The organism is Prevotella sp. P6B4 (assembly GCF_000619985.1).
In the GTDB taxonomy this organism is placed as follows: Bacteria; Bacteroidota; Bacteroidia; order Bacteroidales; family Bacteroidaceae; genus Prevotella.
Window position 1 is genome coordinate 180,361 of the sequence record NZ_JHVE01000005.1, and the last position, 18,789, is coordinate 199,149.

Consider the following 18,789-nt stretch of genomic DNA (forward strand, 5'->3'; position numbering starts at 1 on the left):
TCCTTTTATCTACTTAATATTAACGCTATGTCTCTCTAATTATTGCTCTTAATCAGTAATTTAACGGTTTTCGAGTTGCCGTCGTTCAGGGTGAATCGGCACAGGTAGAGCCCCGTGTGCAATCGACTGCCTCCAGCTACGTTCAGGTTCCAGTCGATGGTGATGGTGTCGCTGGTGGGGATGAAGGTGTCGGTTTGTCGCCAAACCTCGCGGCCCGATAGGTCGTAGACATCGAGTGTCACCTTCAGCTCGCTGCCCATACGGTCGTGGGTAATCACAAACTGGGCGTTGGTATGGGCTGGGTTCTGCTTGCAAACCACGTTGAAATCGCCTGCTCCGGCATCGTCAGTGACTTCGAAGGCCAGCTCGACTGTCGATGAGTTGTTCAGGATATCCCATGCTCTGAACAAGAGCTTGTGTTGACCGGTGCTCAGTTCTGGAATGCTGAAGCCGACTCTGCCTGAGCGGAAGTCGCCAAAGTCGTACTCGAAGTAGTCGTTCAGATTATAGGTCTTGTTCATATCGCCATCGATGATGAGCGTCAGGTCGTGACCGATGCTGTTACCTGAGGTGTTGATGCCACTGTCGTCGTAGAGTTCGGCACTGAAGTAAGGCGTGGTGTTCACTTTGCTTCCGTTCTTAAATGATTTCGAGTTCAGGTAGACATATATCGAAGGTCCGATAGAGTCGGTCAAGGCAGTCTCGCTGCCTATCAGTTCAAAGCTGTCGTTCTCGCCGTGGGCAGTACGGCTCTTGTCGCTACTCATGGCGTAGAGGGTCATCAGTCCGTTACCATCGGTATAGCTGATGTCCTTGGGTATTGAGAACGTGATGTGGAAGGTGCCATCAGTCACTTGGTCGGCTCCGCGATAGAGGTATTTGGTACGGTCTTTATAGACAAAGGCTTTCTCTGCGCCATCGCTTCCTGTGTTGTTCAGTCGACAGGTAATGGTCTCTTCGGCATCTCTTACTGAGAGGTTGACTGTACCGTTGAAGTCAGTATCAATGGCCTGATCGAGCATGATATGACCGGTAACCTTGACGATCGAACCTGCTGCCAGCTTGATGATCTCGTCGGTGGCTCTGCCGTTGATGCTATCGACCACAATCTGCTGCTTCGGCGTGGCTAACCGGAGGGCTGGATCGCCTAACAGGGTGTACTGTAACTTGTTAGGAGTGAGGTCGCTGCCTTTGCTCACCAATTCGCATTTGGCCAGTCGTACGGCTTCGCCTATCGAGATGCCTGGTGTGAGTACCTGACGGGTGAAAGCCAGGTTCATCACCTCGTTATAGGAGGCATAAACAGTACGGGTGGTACCGAAGAAGGCAATGCCGCCGCCCTTGCTGTTCAGCATCACCGTCTCGCCGATGTTATCTTCCTGACCGTCGAAAGGCATGATGTCGCACGAGGCAGTCATCCAGAGTGGCAGGTAATTGGACTGCTGGGTCTCGAAATCCTTCAGTTTCATCACCATCTCGTGACTCAGGGCATAGGCAGCGCCATGACCGCAGTAGTTCATGATCAGCGCTCCTTTCTCCAATTGCTGTTTGATGAGTTGTGTCACGTCAGGATAGCTGTAGCCTGTCGATGAGGAGGTGCGCTCGTAGGCGTCCCAGTATATCTTATCTACATTGTAATTCGGGAAGCTGGTCTCTATCATCTTGGCCACTTGGTCGGCAGTCTTCATGTGCGAGTTGTCGTTGCCGTCGTCGCCCATCATACAGATCTCATTCTGCCACGCACCGCCATACTCATTCTGAGCATAGCTGATAATCTTGTCGACTAAGATATTGGCCTGGTCGGCTGTGCGTGCCGGCAGGCGACCTACGGCCACGTCGGGCTGTCCGTTGTAGCTCGAGCTGCTGCCATTGGCTTGCTGTATCACTTCCTCGTCGTCGAGCAGACAGAAGTAATCGTCGCTGACGTAGCAATTCACCTGACTGAAGGAGTTTTCGCTCTCGTAACACAGCAGGAAGTCGTCGGGCTGATAGCCGCTCCACTCTGATGTATTCATGCGGTTGTCCCAGCCGCTATCGCCGAAGAGCAGCAGATAGTGTGGCTTCTCGGTGTCGTTAGCGGCGCGGTCGTACAGCATCTTCAGGTAGCGACGGTAGGCGTTGGCATCGGGGGTGCCACTGCTGAACTCGTTATACAGTTCATCGGCGGGTATAATGCTGACGGTCAGCTGGTCGTGCTGTTCGTGGTAGGCCTTCAGCCGTTCTGCCTGTGCCAGCAGCTTCTGTGAGGCTGGGATGATGATCACCATGTCTGTAGCCGTATCGGCATGATGGTCCTGGTTGGTGATACGACTCACGTATGTTGGTTCCGGCAACGTGCCGTTCAGACTCAGTGGCATGGGGGTATCGTGCTGCAGGTCGATATAGTCCAGACGTAAGTCGCTGCCTGCGATTTGGGTGATGCGGATGGTGTTGTCGGCCTTCAGGTTCGTCAGACGGTATTGATACAGTTGTTCGTCGGCTTTGGTATAGTTATCCAGTATCACGCTCTTGTTGATATGCCCCACTACCGAGTCGTTCACCTCGATGGTGGCTTCGTAGTTGCCGTTGGCCGTTAGCGCAATGCCGATGTTGCCGGTGGTTCCAGTGGCTTTCAGTGTATAGCTTTGTGGGGTGCCTATGTTGAACAGGGTCTTGTCGAACAGGTTGCGACCGCCGTGAAACCATGAGTAGTTATCCACCTCGTACAGCTGGTGGTAATCATGGTTGGTAGGGTAGTGCTGTGCTACAAAGGTGGCACTGTCGGTGGTCAACGGTTCGCCTTCGCTCTCGGTCAGGAAATAATAGCCGTAGTCGGCATACGGATTGCGTGTACGTATGAGCGATTCCTGCTGTTCCCAGTTGACGGGACCTACGGCGTAAAACACGCGTTTGCCGTTGATCGTGCAGGTGGGTACCTCGTGCAGGTCGTCGGTGGTTGTCAGATAGGCGCCCGTCAGCTTCTCTGGTTGCATGGCACCGCCGTAGCCGTATATCTTTACCTTGTCGGGATTGCTGAATCCCGCCTTTCTGATAACGGCATCCGACAGGTGATGGAAGCCACTTGCTGATACGCTGATTTTAGCCCAGTTACCCTCGCGGAGCACAGAGTGTTCCGCATACCGCCCCTCAGCCTTGGTGGTGATGCCAATGGCCATCAGGAGCAGGACTATAATCAGTCTGTTGATGGTATTCACTATTCTTATAAACGTAAAGGGCTGAGTTTTATTGCCTTACTTGCAATTAAACTCCAACACTTTGCGTTCCTCGAGCCAACCCTCTAAGTGGTCGTCAATCTTCACAGGACCTACGCCAGCAGGCGTGCCTGTGTATAGGATGTCGCCGGTCTTCAGGGTGAAGAACTGTGAGATATAGGCTATGATCTCGTCAATCTTGTACAGCATATCGCTGGTGCAGCCTTCCTGTACGGTCTGTCCATTGATATCCAGGTGGAAGTGCAGGGCCTGCAGATCCATGAACTTTTCTTTAGGTACCCACTCGCCGATGGCAGCTGAGCCGTCGAAGCCCTTACAGATGGTCCAGGGCTGACCAGCCTCGCTCGCTTTCTTCTGCAGGTCGCGGGCGGTGAAGTCGATACCTAACGTCACCGCATCGTAATAGCGATGAGCAAAGCGCTCTGCGATGTTTTTTCCTAATCGGCAGATGCGTACCACCACCTCTGTCTCGTAGTCGATACGTCCTAAGTGGTCGGGGATAAAGAATGGCTTACCCTGATTCAGTATCGCTGAATCAGCCTTCGTAAAGATCACTGGCTCATCAGGACGTTTCAGCGTCCCGTGCAGTTCCTGATTATGTGCGGCATAGTTCATGCCAATAGCAAATATCTTCATACGGGGGACAAAGATACGAATAAGTGAGCAGAAAACCAAATATACCAGTCGTTTTTTAGTGTAATGACTGTATAAACAGCTTTGGTGTCATCTGCATCTTACGTTTGAATAAGGTGCGGAAATTCTTCAGATCATTGATACCTACAGCCTCTGCCACACTCTCAACATTGGTCTCGCCCTGGCGGAACAACTGTACGGCTTTGTATATGCGATAGTCGTTGACAAACTCAATCAGTGACATACCGGTCATCTGGCGCAGTTTTTTATATAGCGGCGAGTGACTCATGCCTAACTGTTCTGCCAGGAAGGCAATACTGAATTCCGGATTCTGGAGGTTATCGTCAATCACCTCACGAACACGCAACAGGAATTTCTGCTCTTCCTTAGAGTAGGTCTTGTGTTCGGCAACCGGTTCAGTCACAGCGTCTGTCTGTGATAACAGCTGGTCGATTCGCTTTCTGAGTAGCTTAAGCGATACAGGTTTGGTCAGATACACATCCGCCCCTCTGTCAAAGGCAATCATCATGTCGTCTTCGCTGGCCTTAGCCGTAAAGACGATGGTCTTTATGTGTTGCAGTTTCTTGTCACGTTTCATACGTGTCAGCATCTCCAAGCCCGTCATTCTCGGCATCATCAGGTCCAGAATAATCACATCGGGCAGGAGGTCCTGGGCTTTCTGCAGCCCTTCCTCGCCATTAAATGCCTTTTCAATCTTGAAATCACTCTCCAGATAACGTTCCAGCACCTCTACCGTTTCCTGTTCATCGTCCACAATCAGTATGCTGTGCATGGCGGCAGGATTTCCTTTATGAACAGGTTCCTCTATGAGTATGGCCTGAGGCTTCGTCTTTCCTTCTCCAAGGTGCTTGGGAATAAAGAACTGGAATACAGAACCCTTACCCATCTCGCTCTCGACACTGATCTTGCCGTGGTGCAGCTCCACCAGGTTCTTCACATACGAGAGTCCCAGTCCATCGCCATCGCCCTGTTTCCTGCCACGTTCTGATCTGAAGAAACTCTCAAAGATGGTGTCGCGTACACGTTCATCGATGCCAATACCATTATCTTTTACCCTGAACACCACGCGATCGGGCATATCCTCAATCGAGAGCGACACATAACCGCCCCGATTCGTGTACTTAAAAGCGTTCGATAGCAGATTAGAGATGATGAGCTCCAACTTCAAGGTGTCATAATCCAGCATCAATTCACTGGCGGGAGAGAAGAACTCATACTTGATATTTTTCTGCTTGAACATTTCAATATAAGAATCAGTCTTGTCCTTACAGAATCCCACAACATCGTCATAACTCAGCTGCAGATCCAGGTTTTCAGCCCCTAACTTCCTGAAATCTATCACTCTGCTAATCAGTTGATTGAGTCTGAGTGCATTCCGCCGCACAGCATCCAAATACGTATAGGGCACTTTCACGGTGTCCTGGGCGTTCTCCAGTATCTCCTCTAATTGAGCGGCAATCAGAAAGACCGGCGTGCGTAGTTCGTGCGTGATGCTGGTATAGAAATTCATCTTGGCTTCATCGAGATGACGTTGCGACTTGGTCTCGATGGCCGCCATCTCCATCTGATGCTTGACATGTAAGGAGCGGATATAAGCCCAGATAAGGAAAGTCACAAAAGCAACAATCAGGAACAGCCATAATAACGCAGCCCACCAAGTGGCATACCAAGGCGGACTAACCTTGATGACTAATATGCTGGGATCTCCCCAGGTGCCATCAGCATTGGTGGAGCGAACCAGGAGCTCATAACGACCTGGTGGCACATTGGTATATGATACCTCACGCCGGTGTCCTAACTCCTTCCAGTCATCTTCCAGTCCTCGCAGCTGGCACTGGAAATGGATACGCTCTGGCGACACCAGTTCGGGCACAGAGAAATTGATGGTGAAGAAGTTCTGATTGTGTGCCAGTTGTATCTCGCTTGTCTCCATACGATAGAGGTCAATGGTCAGCTCCTCGCCATTGGTCAGTATAAACTGCGTAAAACTGACATGATGAGCCATCTGGGAGATACGGATGCTGGCAGGATTGAAATAAATCAGTCCGTTCGTAGTTCCGAAATACATGTTGCCTCCATGGGATGCGGAACTATGCGGCGCAAAGTCAGATGTCTTATCATCAATATTCAGTTGTACGAACGTGTTTGTCGCTGCCACATACTGGAAGAGACCATTTGAGGTACCTATCAGCATATCTCCCGTCACATCCTCCTGTAGAGAGCGGACACCATCGCACGTCAAGCCATGATGAGGCCCATATTGATATACTTTCTGCTGTTTTTCATCAAATCGGTAGAAGCCGCCTAACTCATAACCGAGCCATAGCTGCCCTTTCCTGTCCACATGTACCAGTGATAATTCCCCTCTGGGGAAATCTGGCGTATGTACTTTTTCCGAATAGACAGCTACCACCTTGCGGGTTCTGCGGTGGATCTTACACAGGCCCTGATAACGGGTGGCCACCCACATATACTCGCCCTGAAGCGCAAATCCCATGCAGTGGGTCACAGAGTCTACATGCGAGATCTGTCCCGTTTGCTTGTTGAAAACGAAGACATCCGCACCGCCTATCCAGATATTCCCCAACGAATCGTCGCAGATAGTCCATACGTTATTGGCGTCGGGCTCAACCATGGGCATCCGCCATGTCTTGAATTCATGGTGCTGTTTAGAGTATCTCACCAGACCTTTGGTATAGACAGCCATCCAGAGGTAATCGCCGTCATTCAGCATCGATATCACGTTGTCGCCCGGCAACTGGCTGTTCTTCGATGTGAATGTTGTACGTTCGGAAGTGTCAGTATGATAGATCTCCAGTCCGCCACCGTCCAAACCTAAGTAGAGGCGTTTGCCATCGGGGACAACCGACGCAACAATGTCATACGACAGCTGGTGGTTATTACGATTCAGGATATTAAACCACCTGAACTGTTCGGAATAAAGATTCAATCCCATGCGATAGGTACCGATCCAGAGGTTATCCTGATCATCTACATAGAGCGAATAGATAGCATCGCCACTGATAGTACTGTTATAAGGCGTGTAGTTGGTCAGCTTTTCACCGTTGTCGAATACTAATCCGCTGCCGTCCATACCAAAAACCGTCTTGGAGCCATAATCACATGTAGCCATCAGCCCTGGTGGAACATAGGCCTGACTCTCATGGAGATGATTGTTCTCCACGCGGAAAGCACGGCTCTCATAACCAATGCCATAGCCCACAAATATCACACTTTTGTTACGGCTATAATAGATGTTGACCAGCGACGTGATACGTGCCTCGAATGGCAGATGGTCGATGATGCGGGTTGTTTCTTCGTCTATCAGGTATAACCCCTTGGGACCAGCAGCCACGATCATATGGTCACGATAGGCGGCAATAGCATCATACCGCTGACCGTTCTGACTGATGGTCTCAAACAGATAACCCTGTTTATGGCGATATACATTACCGCCATTATCTACCACAAACAGATGTTGCTCCGTTTTCAGGAACTTATTAAAACGGTTGATGTCTATCCCAGAAGTCCGCTTGCCTTGTCGGGGACAATGATGAAAAATACCATCACGTAACGAATAGAAATCGATACCTAAGTCGGTTGCTACCCACAGGCCGGAATCCACAGGTAGCACATCTCTCACAATATTGCAGTTAATGGTATGCTTGTCGTGAGGACGGTTCTGGTAGGTTGTAAAAGAGGTGCCATCGAATCTGCACAACCCATTGGCAGTGCCCAGCCACAAAAAACCGTTGCTGTCCTGACGACTGCAATACACGGTGTTGTCAGCCAGTCCTTGTGTTGTATTGAAGGAATGGAAAAACTTCTGTGCCGACACCGCTGTCGGTGTCAGCACCAAAGTCATCAGTAGTAACGTCTTGATGATGTATTCTGATAAATCCTTCATATCACCACTTTAATGGTGCAAATTTACTTATTTTCCTTTAATTACCGAAGCATCTCATCAAAAAAACTTTCAATAGCAGTCTTGTTCACAAAATGACAGGTCTGGCCGAACAGTGTTTGGCAGTCCATCAATGATTGTAAACCGAGATAGCCGTTTGCGTCAACATCCAGAACCAGTTTCTGATAGGCACTGTTTGAGGAACAAGGCTGACTGTCAGAACCATATACCTCGCATTGACCTAAGTACCAGTTATGCTTAAAGATGCTGCCAGTGCTCTTAGTCATTTCAATCTTACTTGACTCTGCCGAGTAGAATATATTCTCTTGATAGGTGGTGCCATCGGGATAGCCGTCCCAGGAGTTACTGCAGATCATCGTATGATCGATATCAGCAGATGCTTTCGCGTTCTGGTGGATGATATTACGTTCTACCAGCGTATGCTCCAGCTTACCACAGAGATGCATGGCAGGCGAAAACATACCGTCACGTGTGGCTTTAGGGCGGATACCATCGCCGATGCTGATATTGTAACGGACGATGCTGCCCTGATTGCCAATACTGTAATTGCGTTCGTTACCTGAGTCGCATATCAGCATCATACCGCCATAATTATCATGGCTGTAGTTGTACTGCATCAGCGTGTTACGGCAATTATAGTCGCAATCAAATCCCTGAGCATCCCACGGCGCCTTGTGTCCACTCACCTCATTATACTGGATAACCGTGTTGTCGCAGCTCCATGGCCAGATGCCGGCAGCAGCCTGATCGGCGGGGAGGATGTCGGGACAATCGCGCATCACATTATATTCTATCAGACAACCGTCACACCCTATCGGCACAATGCCATCGCCAGGTACACCTTCTATCAGATTGCCTCGAACCACCACATGGGTATTGGGTAACCAATCCTGACGCTCCCAGTAGCCACTCCAGATCATACCGTTACGGCCACAGTCCTTGATACGACAGCCCTCAATCAGCAAGCCATCGAAACGCGAAGCAATGGTTTTTCCGCCGTTTTCAATGAGAAGAGCAGACCCACCACCGGCATCTTTCGATAAGGAGCCGTTGACATCGTGGATATATAGATCCGTTATACGGATATCATGCGAGACGCCATAGTTGGTACATGCCACTTTCACTCCCGTTCGACCTGCCAAACGCTCCTTGCCGGTATTCACGATTTCGAGACCGCTCAGCGTGAGATAATCGGCGTTCAGGATGTGAATGGCATAATGAGACTGTTCGTATCCCTTAACGATGGGCTTATCGCCTGTGCCATAACTGCCTATCTCTATGCGTTGATCCTCACTGCCCTTACCTGTGATTTCTAGCTCACCCTCAAAGGTCTGTCCTCTTCTTAACAGCAACCGGTCGCCTGCATTCAGCTTCTGCTGACTGGCACGTGCCAAGGTCTTCCAGGCGCTTGTCTCTGAAGTGCCTTTGTTCTGGTCAGAACCTGTCGCAGCATCCACATAGTAGGTGTGGCTCTTTTGCGATGGGGGTGCTGGGGGTACCTCAGCACCCATGTCTGAGGTACCCGTTGCACACGAGAAGCAGGTGTTTATTAACAAACTGTATAGTAATGTGTTGAAAAACATCTTGGTCATCTTTATTTCCAGAGCGCGTTCTGCTCCAGCTGTTTGTTACTGTCAAGCTCACTCGTTGGGATGGGCCATACATAATCGCGCTCGCCGTTATAGGTGCGTTTCTCGTAGGCCATGCCGAAATGTGTACGCTCATACTCTACCGCATTGACAGCATCTTCCAGCTCATGCCAGCGATAAAGGTCGAACAGACGCATGCCTTCAAATGCCAACTCCACGCGACGCTCATGTTTGATGATGTCAAGCAGCGCCTCTTTGGTCAGACCTGTGCCTTCAACGCTTTCTACTGTTGGCATGCCAACACGCTGACGTACCTGATCAACCAATGCCAGCACCTCACTCTCCTGATAGCCACCTTTCTGGACCAGAGCCTCTGCCAACGACAGCAGTACCTCAGCATAGCGTACCACATAGAAGTCCTGACCATTATCCCAGGAGTTGCCGGTATCGGCGGGGTCGAAATACTTCATGACATAGACGGTTGAGAGCGATGCGGCAGCTCCACCATACCAGGCTGACTCGCCACCGGTGCCGTTCCAATACATGCCTGGAACAAAGAGTGTAGCCTTCAGACGTGGGTCACGACCTTCCCAGTAGGCTGCATGGGGTTGCCATACATCCAGTTTTCCATCTACCCATGCAGCATAGTCCTGCGATGTCTCCTTGGTTCCATCGAGTTTGTAATACTCATCAGCCAGGTTCAAGGTGGCATTCATAGCCTCCAGTGGGGTGTTCCAATGGGCGTTGAACGAGCAGCCTTCGCTGACACCAGGGCCTTCAAAGCGGACAGAGAAGACAATCTCGGGCGATTTCTCTCCTGCTGGTGTAAAGAGGGCAGCATAGTCAGGCGCTAAGGAATAGCCGAGTGACTGCATGGCACGATAAGCAGAGATAGCCTCGTCCCACTTCTCATTATACAGTGCAAGACGTCCCAGGATAGCATAGCAGGCACCCTTTGTGATACGTCCTAAGTCGGCTGCCTGAGGCAGATCCTCAGCGCAAGCCTTCAGGTTGGCCATCTCGCCAGCTACGATATCTGCGCGCTTAGATGCAGGGCACTCTGCCTTGTCCAGTGTCAGAGGTTCTGTCAGATAAGGAACATCATTATATGTCATAGTCAGATTGGTGTAGATGAGTGCACGCAGGGTCAACGCCTCAGCCTTGTAACGGGCACGCTCTGCATCCGATACCTCTACACGGTCAATATTAGCAATGAGAGAGTTACAACGCTTGATGACCTCATAGCAAGCCGACCAGTAAGAACCAACAGCCCACGATGAAGGACTCTGGGTGCCGTTGGCTATATCATAACCTTCCATCCAACCACTCCAGTTGAAATGGCCACCGTTATCAGTCATACAGTCGAAGTTGAGGGGGCCCATATTCCATGGACCGCCATTATAGAGCTGTTCGCTCTGTAGTCCATCGTAGCATGCCACGAGAGCCATCATGGCATCATCGCTGGTCTTCCAGAATGTCTCTGATGATGATTCTGTAAGAGAGTCTCTCTGCAGCCAGCTGTCAGAACAGGCACTCAAACCAATGATTGCGCAGAGCGCAATGAATATATTCTTTTTCATAATCTGTTGCGTGTTAGAATTTAACATTGATACCAAATGAATAAGCTCTTACGTTAGGATGAACGTCGTTACGGGTATCGCTGCCCGTCTTTTCAGGATCGTAATCATCGAGCGAGGTGAAGGTGAGCAGGTTGCTGCCGGCAAGATAGAGACGTAAGCTCTGGATACCAGCTTTGGCCAGCAGAGGATTAGCCTTGAAAGTGTAGCCCAGTTCGAGACTCTTCAGGCGCAGATAGTCGCCCTTGGTCAGCCAGAATGAGCTGTAGGTATTGTTAAATTCTCCGCCCATACGTGGCATTGAACCGTTGACATTATCAGGTGAATAACGGTCGAGCCAGCGCGATGTCTTGTTACCACCATTTGAGATAGTTGTCTCATCCCAGTTGAAACGGTACAGACCGGCGATACCCTGCCAGAATGTGGTCAGGTCGAAGTTCTTATAGCTGGCACCAAGTGTGAATGCATATTGCAGTTTGGGGAAGGGATTACCGATAATCTGACGGTCGTCATCGGTAATGTTGCCATCATCATTCAGGTCCTCGTACATGATGTCGCCAAGTACAGGTGCCTGACCATTCTGCTTGATCACGACACCAGCCGAATTCTTACGCTGCAGATCGGCCTCGGTGCGATAGATGCCAATGGCCTTCAAGGCATAGTAGCTGCCGATGGCTTCGCCCTCACGGTTGATGGTAGAGCCGCTGATGCTCTCCTGACCGTTCATGTCGATGATCTTATTGCTAACAGCGGCCAGATTGAAGCCTGCCTGCCACTGCCAGTCGCCTTTGCGGTCCTGATAGTTGGCTGAGAGCTCCCAACCACGGTTACGGACCTTGCCGGCATTCTGATAAGGTGCGCTTAACGAACCGAGGAAGATGCCTGGCATAGGCAACTGCAACAGAATGTCGTTGGTGACTTTATTGTACCAGTCGAAGGTCAAAGATACACGTCCTTGTAGGAACGAGGCATCAAAACCGAAGTCGGTGACTGTTGTGGTCTCCCACTTGATCTTCTCATTGGCAATCTTTGAGGTCTTCATACCAATATATTTCTGGTCACCGAGATAGTAACTGCCCTGAGCCGACAAGGTCTCAGAGTAGGCATAGTTACCAATCTCCTGATTACCCAGCTTACCCCAGCTTCCGCGAATCTTCAATGATGAGAGCCATTTGAGATCCTGCATAAACGACTCGTTCGAGATGATCCATGCTGCCGAGAAAGAGGGGAAGGTAGCGTAGCGGTTGCTGCTTGGCAGACGTGAAGAGCCGTCACGACGAACATTGAATTCTGCCAGATAGCGATCGCCATAATTATAGTTCACGCGTCCGAAGAATGACTGCAGACGAGTTTCCTCAGCCGAACCACTCACATGGTCGTTTTGTGAACCACCATCCAGTTCATAGATATTATCTGTGGGGAATCCCTGACGCGAAGCGGTGTTCGTGTCCCAACGACTCGACTGGATAGAATGACCCAGCAGCACATTGATTTGGTGTTCACCAAACTTCTGGGTATAAGTCAGTATGTTCTCATTTGTCAGACTGGTCTCAATCCACTGATAATCGGTCAAAGTGTTTTGTGTACCGGCAGGTGCCAGGATGGTACCTTCTGCATTGACCTTCGCTGCTGATCGGGGATCATAACTGGTCGTGTTGTTATTGTAATACTTGTAACTGAGACTGGTACGGAATTTCAATCCTTTGTAGAGGTCAATCTCACCAAAGATCTGTCCGTCGAAACGGTAGTGCTCATTCTTTTTATAGCCGTTGTTAAGGTCATAAATAGGATTCTTGAATACTGATGCGCCGATGGCATTATTACCATCTACACAGCCATATTCGCCGTTTGAGTAGCGAACCGGTACGGTAGGACGGGTGTACCAGGTGAGCGTACGGAGCAAACCGTCGCCACCTAAGCCTTTTACTGGCTCCTTGATATCCTGTTTGCTACCAGAAAGATTCAATCCGAGCTTTACCAGTCCAAGCTTGGCATCGATATTCGAACGGAAATTGTAACGGCGATTGGCGGTATTCTTCAAGATACCATCCTGATCCATATACTGTGCCGACAGCATGTAGTGCATATCCTTACCACCACCGCTTACCGACAGGTGATGCTGATGCATAGCGGCTGTACGATACATTTCCTTGGCCCACTGTGTGTTTGCAAAGTGGTCAGGATCACTGCCGTCCTTCAATTTTTGCAGCATTTCATCGGTATATGCCTTGGCGGGCTGACACTCATTATACATTTTGGCCCACTCATAGCTGTTAACGAAGTCGGGTAGTACGGTTGCCTCCTGCAGGGCGATGCTGCCCGAGTAGGTTACTGTAGGACGCATGTCGGCACCACGTTTGGTAGTAACCAGAATCACACCATTGGCAGCACGCACACCATAGATGGCTGCCGATGCGGCATCTTTCAGTACCGATACACTCTCGATATCCTCGGCGGCAAGAGCTGACATCTGCGAGATACTGCTCTCAATACCATCAATCAACACCATCGGGTTGTTTTTCGATCCACTTCCCAAGGTTCCAACACCACGTACACGGATTTCCGGATCATCATGACCGGCCTGGGCACCGTTGGTCTGCAGAACAACACCAGGCAGACGACCTTGCAGCATGGTTGAGGTGTTGGCCACTGGAATGTTGGCGACATCATTGAAATTAACCGAAGCGACAGAACCAGTCAGGTTGGCTTTCTTCTGGGTGCCGTATCCCACAACCACCACCTCACTGAGAGCTTGTGAATCTTCTTTTAATGTAACTGTTAGATTCTGACCACTGGTAAAGGCTACCGTTTTGGTCTCGAATCCTACGTAGCTGATGATCAGTGTACCAGATGTAACACCACTGATAGAGAAACTACCGTCCATATTACTAATGGTACCAGTAGATTCATTTCCTTTTACCTGAACCGATGCACCGATAATCGGCTCACCATTACCGTCCAGCACACGTCCTTTCACGGTGCCGTTTTGTTGAGTAGTTTTCGTCATTCCATTACCTGCCATCACCCATTGTGGAGAGGCTACTGACACGGTAAGAGCAAGAAACAATGACAATCGTAGATGTTTGTCCATTTGCTAATGATTTTAGTTGTTAATAATAATGTGGAATCGATATGATAGGTTTCGATGATGCAAAGATAAGGTGTTTTTCTGATATAAAAGGGGGTGAAATTCGTTTCTTTAGGGGTGTTTTTCGTTTTTAGAGGATCATTATCGGAAAATGGACCGGTGTTATACGATAGAACCGCCGATGACATCTATGGGATGTGCATCGGCGGCAGAGATATAGAACTTGATTTAGGATTATCGCTTCAGAAGGTTCATCTGAGTCTGGGGCTTCATCACATTGTTCACCTTGGTCTGCTGACCCTTGACGTTGGCTTTCAGCACTGACTTGATGTCCTGCGATGAGGCACCAACCAGGAACTGGTATTCGCCAGCGGCTACTACCCAGGCTGAGGCGGCTTCGTCGAACGAGGCAAGGTCGGCGGCCTTCACGGTCATGGTGACGGTTTCGCTCTCATCAGGAGCCAACAGCTTGGTCTTGGCATAGGCCTTTAACTCCTTCACAGGCTTGTTAGCAGCCTTGTTGTCGGGAGCAGAGATGTAGAGCTCTACAACCTCCTTACCCTCCAGCTTACCGGTGTTCTTAACCTTGACGCTGATCTCGAAAGCATCGCCCTTCTCCACAATCTTGATATTGCTATACTCGAATGTGGTGTAGCTCAGACCGAAACCGAATGGATAGCTGACGGGTACATCGAACGAGTCGAAGTAACGGTAGCCTACGTAGATATCCTCCTCGTAGTCGGTGTAGTCAACATTCTTCACGTTGCCTTTCTGACCCTGGTTCATCATGTCGATCTTAGGATCCTGATCGATGGGGAAGTTCTTCGAGCTGTAGGCATCGGTGAACTTAACAGGCCAGGTCATGGTGAACTTACCACTTGGCGACTGCTTGCCGCTGAGTACGTCGACCACGCTGTTACCGCCTTCCTGACCAGCCTGCCAAGCGCAGAGGATGGCATCGGGCAGTTCCTTCCAGCTGGCAGTCTCAATGACACCACCGATGTTGAGCAGTACAACAACCTGCTTGCCGGCCTTATGGTAAACCTCGCAAACCTGCTGTAACAGCTGGCGCTCAGAGTCGCTCAGGTTGAAGTCGGCGGCCTTGCGGTCCATGAACTCACCGGAGATACGACCCAGTGTGATGACGGCGATATCAGAAGCTGCAGCCTGCTGGGCCAGCTCGTCGGCACTGAACTGCTTCTCGGCGGGCAGTGGACGTGGCATGAAGCGCAGCAGCATGGCATTCTTCGGATCCTTCTTGGCGGCAGCCTCAATCTCGGCTTCTACCTTCGCCTTGCACTCGGCAGCGTAGGTGGCGTAGGCATTCTTCAGTTCATCAGAAACTACGTAACCACCTTTTTTCAGACCATCGAGCAGCGATACCACATAAGCGTGGTTCACGTTACCCGAACCGGTACCACCAGCGATGAAATCGTAAGAAGTGTTGCCATACAGGGCGACGTTCTTGATGCTCTTGGCAAAAGGCAGGGTCTGGTTGTTCTTCATCAGCACCATACCTTCGGCAGCACTCTGACGGGTCACGGCAGCGTGTGCTTCCAGGTCGGGCTTGTTGCTGTATTTGTAACCCTGGAAACGAGGACTCTTCTCTACCAGGTTCAGAATACGCTTCACGCTGCGGTCGAGGTCGGCCTCGGCCAGCTTACCGCTCTTCACGCCAGCTACGATACTATCGAACTGCTCGGCTTTACCTGGCTGCAGCATGTCATTGCCGGCCCACATCTGCTTGGCACCGTCCTTACCGCCAAACCAGTCGGTCATCACAGTTCCCTCGTAGCCCCACTCATCGCGCAGGATAGTGGTTACCAGGTCCTTGCTCTCAGAGGTATAAACACCATTGATATAGTTATAAGAGGTCATCACTGTCCAGGGCTGACTCTCCTTGATGGCAATCTCGAAGCCTTTCAAGTAGATCTCGCGGAGGGCACGCTGAGAGATATGTGCATCGTTGTTCATGCGGTTGGTCTCCTGATTGTTGGCAGCGAAGTGCTTGATGCTGGTACCTACATCGTTCTTCTGTACACCAGTGATATAGGCAGCAGCGGTCTTTCCTGCTACAACGGGATCCTCAGAGTAGTACTCGAAGTTACGACCGCACAACGGGTTACGCATGATGTTGAGGGCAGGCGCCAACAGCACGTCGGCACCATATTCCTTCACCTCTTCGCCGATGGCCTGACCTACCTGCTCGATGAGCTCAGTGTTCCAGGTTGAGGCCAACAGGGTGCCGATAGGGAAGTGGGTGCAATAATAGGTTGCAGAATCACCCTCACGCTTGGCGTCGATACGCAGTCCAGCAGGACCGTCGGCCAGCACCACGGCTGGGATGCCTAATGAGTCGAGAGGGTAGGTGGTACCAGCAGCACCAGGCACTAAGCTACGGGTAGCGCCAATCACGGCATCATTGCCCGAGAAGCCTGCCATACCGGTACCGATGACAAAGTGCGCCTTGTCTTCAAGTGTCAGCTTACTCATCACCTCTTCCTGATTGATGGTGTTCTTTGGCCCTTGCTTATCGGATGTAGCGCAGCCAGCTACCAATGCAGCTGTTGCTAAAAATAATACGGATTTCTTCATAGATTATTTAAACAATAATGGAGTAAACTCTGAGAGATAGATACGCCAGTTGCGCCAGATGTGACCACCATCGGTCTCCAGATAGGTGTATTTGTGCTTCTTGCTGTCAAGATAGGCACGCAGATCATTGTTGTTCTTGATGAGGAAGTCGGTCTTACCGATACCAATCCAAAACAACTTGGGCTTCTTGCTGAACAGATTGTCGATTTTCTTGTTGCGGTCGGCATAGATGTTGGGGAAACCACCGTTGGGCTGCTGCTGATCGACAGCGGCAGAGAACAGACCTACGTAGCCGAACATATCAGGATTGTTGATAGAGATGAACAGGCTGTGGAAACCACCCATCGACAGACCGGCGATAGCGCGGTGTGCCTTATCCTTCTTCACACGGTAGGTCTTCTCGATAAACTTCACCACATCGGGGAAGGCGGTCTCGAAGCTACCCTCCATGGTCTTTGGCAGCATCATGGTTGGCACCTTGAAGCCCTCGCTGGTCTCGCCTGGGCAGGCCTCCTGTGAGATATTGCCGTTGGTCATCACTACCAGCATAGGCTCTGCCTTGCCCTGTGCAATCAGGTTGTCGAGAATTTGGGCAGCACGTCCCAGCTCACTCCAGGCGTTCTCATCGCCACCGATACCGTGTAACAGGTAGAGTACAGGATACTCCTTGCCGCTGGTCTCATAGCCGGCAGGGGTGTAAACTGTGAGGCGACGGGTGAGTCCGGCTGTAGGACTCTCGTACCATACTTTACTAACTGTGCCGTGAGCCACCTTGTTAACCTTGTACAGATCGGTGCGCTGGTTGCCACCAATCAGGAGCACGCTGAACAGGTTGTTGATGTCGCGAATGTTGTACACATTCAGTGGGTCGATGATCTTTACACCGTCAACAATCATGTTGTAGGTGTAGAGCTCGGGCTTAAGAGGCTCTGTAGTATAGCTCCACACGCCCTTGTCGTTCTTAACCAGATCTACCACACCAGGAGCGTCATAGGTATTGCCTGCGAACTCTACCTTTTTAGTAGGCAGCATGTCGCCGGTAATCTGCACCTTCTTTGCCTCGGGGGCAATCAGGTTGAATGTTACACTGTTGTCGGCATGTACGTCGGGTGAGGCCACCTGTGGGCCCTGACCCCAGCTCAGATTCTGCTGAGCTTGTGCTGCCATACCGGTGAGGCAGAGGACAGCCATAAGCATTAGTTTTTTCATATCTGTTATTCAGCTAAAGAGATAAACATCAAATTAAATGCACCGCTACCGGTAGTGCCGGCGGCATCGATGGTTTCGAGGCTTGTGCCCTTGAATGTGTATAGGGTTTCGCCCTCGCCGCTCTGGGCTGTGGTAATCTCAACGGTACCACCAGTGAGATACTGTGTCTTGCCAGCTGCGTCTACATAGCTTGAACCGCCAGCCATACCGTAGTCAGGCAGTGAGTAACCAGCGCTAATCTGCATGGCGTCGTGGGCATCGCTAACGATAGAGTAATTACCAGTGAGCTGATCGGCACTCTTGTCGTTACCGTTGATGACGTCGAAGTAAGCCACCTGAGTACCATTTGGATCGCATACGGTGATGGTGTACTTGGTTACATCGGGATAGGTGGTTGTTTGCCATGTAGTCCAGTCCATAATGGCTACGGCACTCTCCACAATGCTCATGGTGTAGCCGCTGGCCTCTGGATCATCCTCGCCTACGATGAAGGTCAGTTCGCCCTTGTAGTATGGCTTATACTGCTTACCGTCGGCGGTCTTAACCAGTCCGCTGATGAAGTAGGTTCCGTCAACAAAGCTGACGTCTATGTTACCCTCGTTGATAGCAGCGCCATTGATGGATCCTGCGTATGTGCCGGCATTGCTAACTGTGGTTACTGGTGAGAATGAGCCCTCGCCCAGAATCCACTCCTTGCTACCGAAGCTGAGCGACAGAGTGTTGCCTTCGGCATCGGTAAACTGTGTGTTCAGCGCTTTTACGCCCTTGCCCAATTTGGTGGTAGGCTGTACGCTGCCGTTATTGAAGGTGCAGAAGGTGATGTTGTTGAATTCGCCCTGCAGATCTTCGATAGAGTCGCTGTCGCAAGCTGTGAAGCCGATAACGGCCAGCAACATTATGATATATCTAAACTTTTTCATAATTACTCGTAATTCTTAAT

General features: G+C 50.5%; 9 protein-coding genes. All 9 read right to left on the minus strand.

Going from position 1 to position 18,789, the window contains the following annotated elements; translation table 11 throughout:
• Positions 1-35 precede the first annotated feature (35 nt).
• The 9 genes from porU to T491_RS0105190 all read right to left on the minus strand — a co-directional run bounded on the left by porU (position 36) and on the right by T491_RS0105190 (position 18,769).
• Entirely contained in the window at positions 36-3,194 is a 3,159-nt protein-coding gene (porU, locus tag T491_RS15750; RefSeq protein WP_036915315.1) for a type IX secretion system sortase PorU, read from the minus strand.
• A 36-nt stretch (positions 3,195-3,230) separates the two neighbouring features.
• Positions 3,231-3,848 carry a fumarylacetoacetate hydrolase family protein gene (locus T491_RS0105155; RefSeq protein WP_028902938.1) on the minus strand — a complete coding sequence of 206 codons (618 nt, stop codon included), beginning with the start codon at positions 3,846-3,848 and terminating at the stop codon, positions 3,231-3,233.
• Positions 3,849-3,903: 55 nt separating this feature from the next.
• Positions 3,904-7,773: a hybrid sensor histidine kinase/response regulator transcription factor gene (locus T491_RS0105160; protein ID WP_028902939.1), complete on the minus strand. Its 3,870-nt coding sequence runs from the start codon at positions 7,771-7,773 to the stop codon at positions 3,904-3,906.
• 41 nt (positions 7,774-7,814) lie between these two features.
• Positions 7,815-9,383, minus strand: coding sequence for a right-handed parallel beta-helix repeat-containing protein (locus T491_RS15755; RefSeq protein WP_081773247.1), 1,569 nt, complete (start codon positions 9,381-9,383; stop codon positions 7,815-7,817).
• A 2-nt stretch (positions 9,384-9,385) separates the two neighbouring features.
• Complete coding sequence (locus T491_RS0105170) at positions 9,386-10,960, minus strand: RagB/SusD family nutrient uptake outer membrane protein (RefSeq protein ID WP_028902940.1); 1,575 nt, start codon at positions 10,958-10,960, stop codon at positions 9,386-9,388.
• Between the two features lie 13 nt (positions 10,961-10,973).
• Positions 10,974-14,048 carry a TonB-dependent receptor gene (locus T491_RS0105175; protein WP_028902941.1) on the minus strand — a complete coding sequence of 1,025 codons (3,075 nt, stop codon included), beginning with the start codon at positions 14,046-14,048 and terminating at the stop codon, positions 10,974-10,976.
• 231 nt (positions 14,049-14,279) lie between these two features.
• Positions 14,280-16,640, minus strand: coding sequence for a beta-glucosidase (locus T491_RS0105180; RefSeq protein WP_028902942.1), 2,361 nt, complete (start codon positions 16,638-16,640; stop codon positions 14,280-14,282).
• Between the two features lie 3 nt (positions 16,641-16,643).
• Entirely contained in the window at positions 16,644-17,849 is a 1,206-nt protein-coding gene (locus T491_RS0105185) for an esterase (RefSeq protein ID WP_028902943.1), read from the minus strand.
• Between the two features lie 5 nt (positions 17,850-17,854).
• Complete coding sequence (locus tag T491_RS0105190) at positions 17,855-18,769, minus strand: hypothetical protein (RefSeq protein ID WP_155950043.1); 915 nt, start codon at positions 18,767-18,769, stop codon at positions 17,855-17,857.
• Between the last annotated feature and the right edge of the window lie 20 nt (positions 18,770-18,789).

Excerpts from the sequence above, each read along its gene's own strand:
- T491_RS0105190 (WP_155950043.1), bottom strand. The coding sequence starts at position 18,769 with ATGAAAAAGTTTAGATATATCATAATGTTGCTGGCCGTTATCGGCTTC.
- T491_RS0105155 (WP_028902938.1), bottom strand. The coding sequence starts at position 3,848 with ATGAAGATATTTGCTATTGGCATGAACTATGCCGCACATAATCAGGAA.
- T491_RS15755 (WP_081773247.1), bottom strand. The coding sequence starts at position 9,383 with ATGACCAAGATGTTTTTCAACACATTACTATACAGTTTGTTAATAAAC.
- T491_RS0105160 (WP_028902939.1), bottom strand. The coding sequence starts at position 7,773 with ATGAAGGATTTATCAGAATACATCATCAAGACGTTACTACTGATGACT.
- T491_RS0105170 (WP_028902940.1), bottom strand. The coding sequence starts at position 10,960 with ATGAAAAAGAATATATTCATTGCGCTCTGCGCAATCATTGGTTTGAGT.
- T491_RS0105180 (WP_028902942.1), bottom strand. The coding sequence starts at position 16,640 with ATGAAGAAATCCGTATTATTTTTAGCAACAGCTGCATTGGTAGCTGGC.
- T491_RS0105185 (WP_028902943.1), bottom strand. The coding sequence starts at position 17,849 with ATGAAAAAACTAATGCTTATGGCTGTCCTCTGCCTCACCGGTATGGCA.
- T491_RS0105175 (WP_028902941.1), bottom strand. The coding sequence starts at position 14,048 with ATGGACAAACATCTACGATTGTCATTGTTTCTTGCTCTTACCGTGTCA.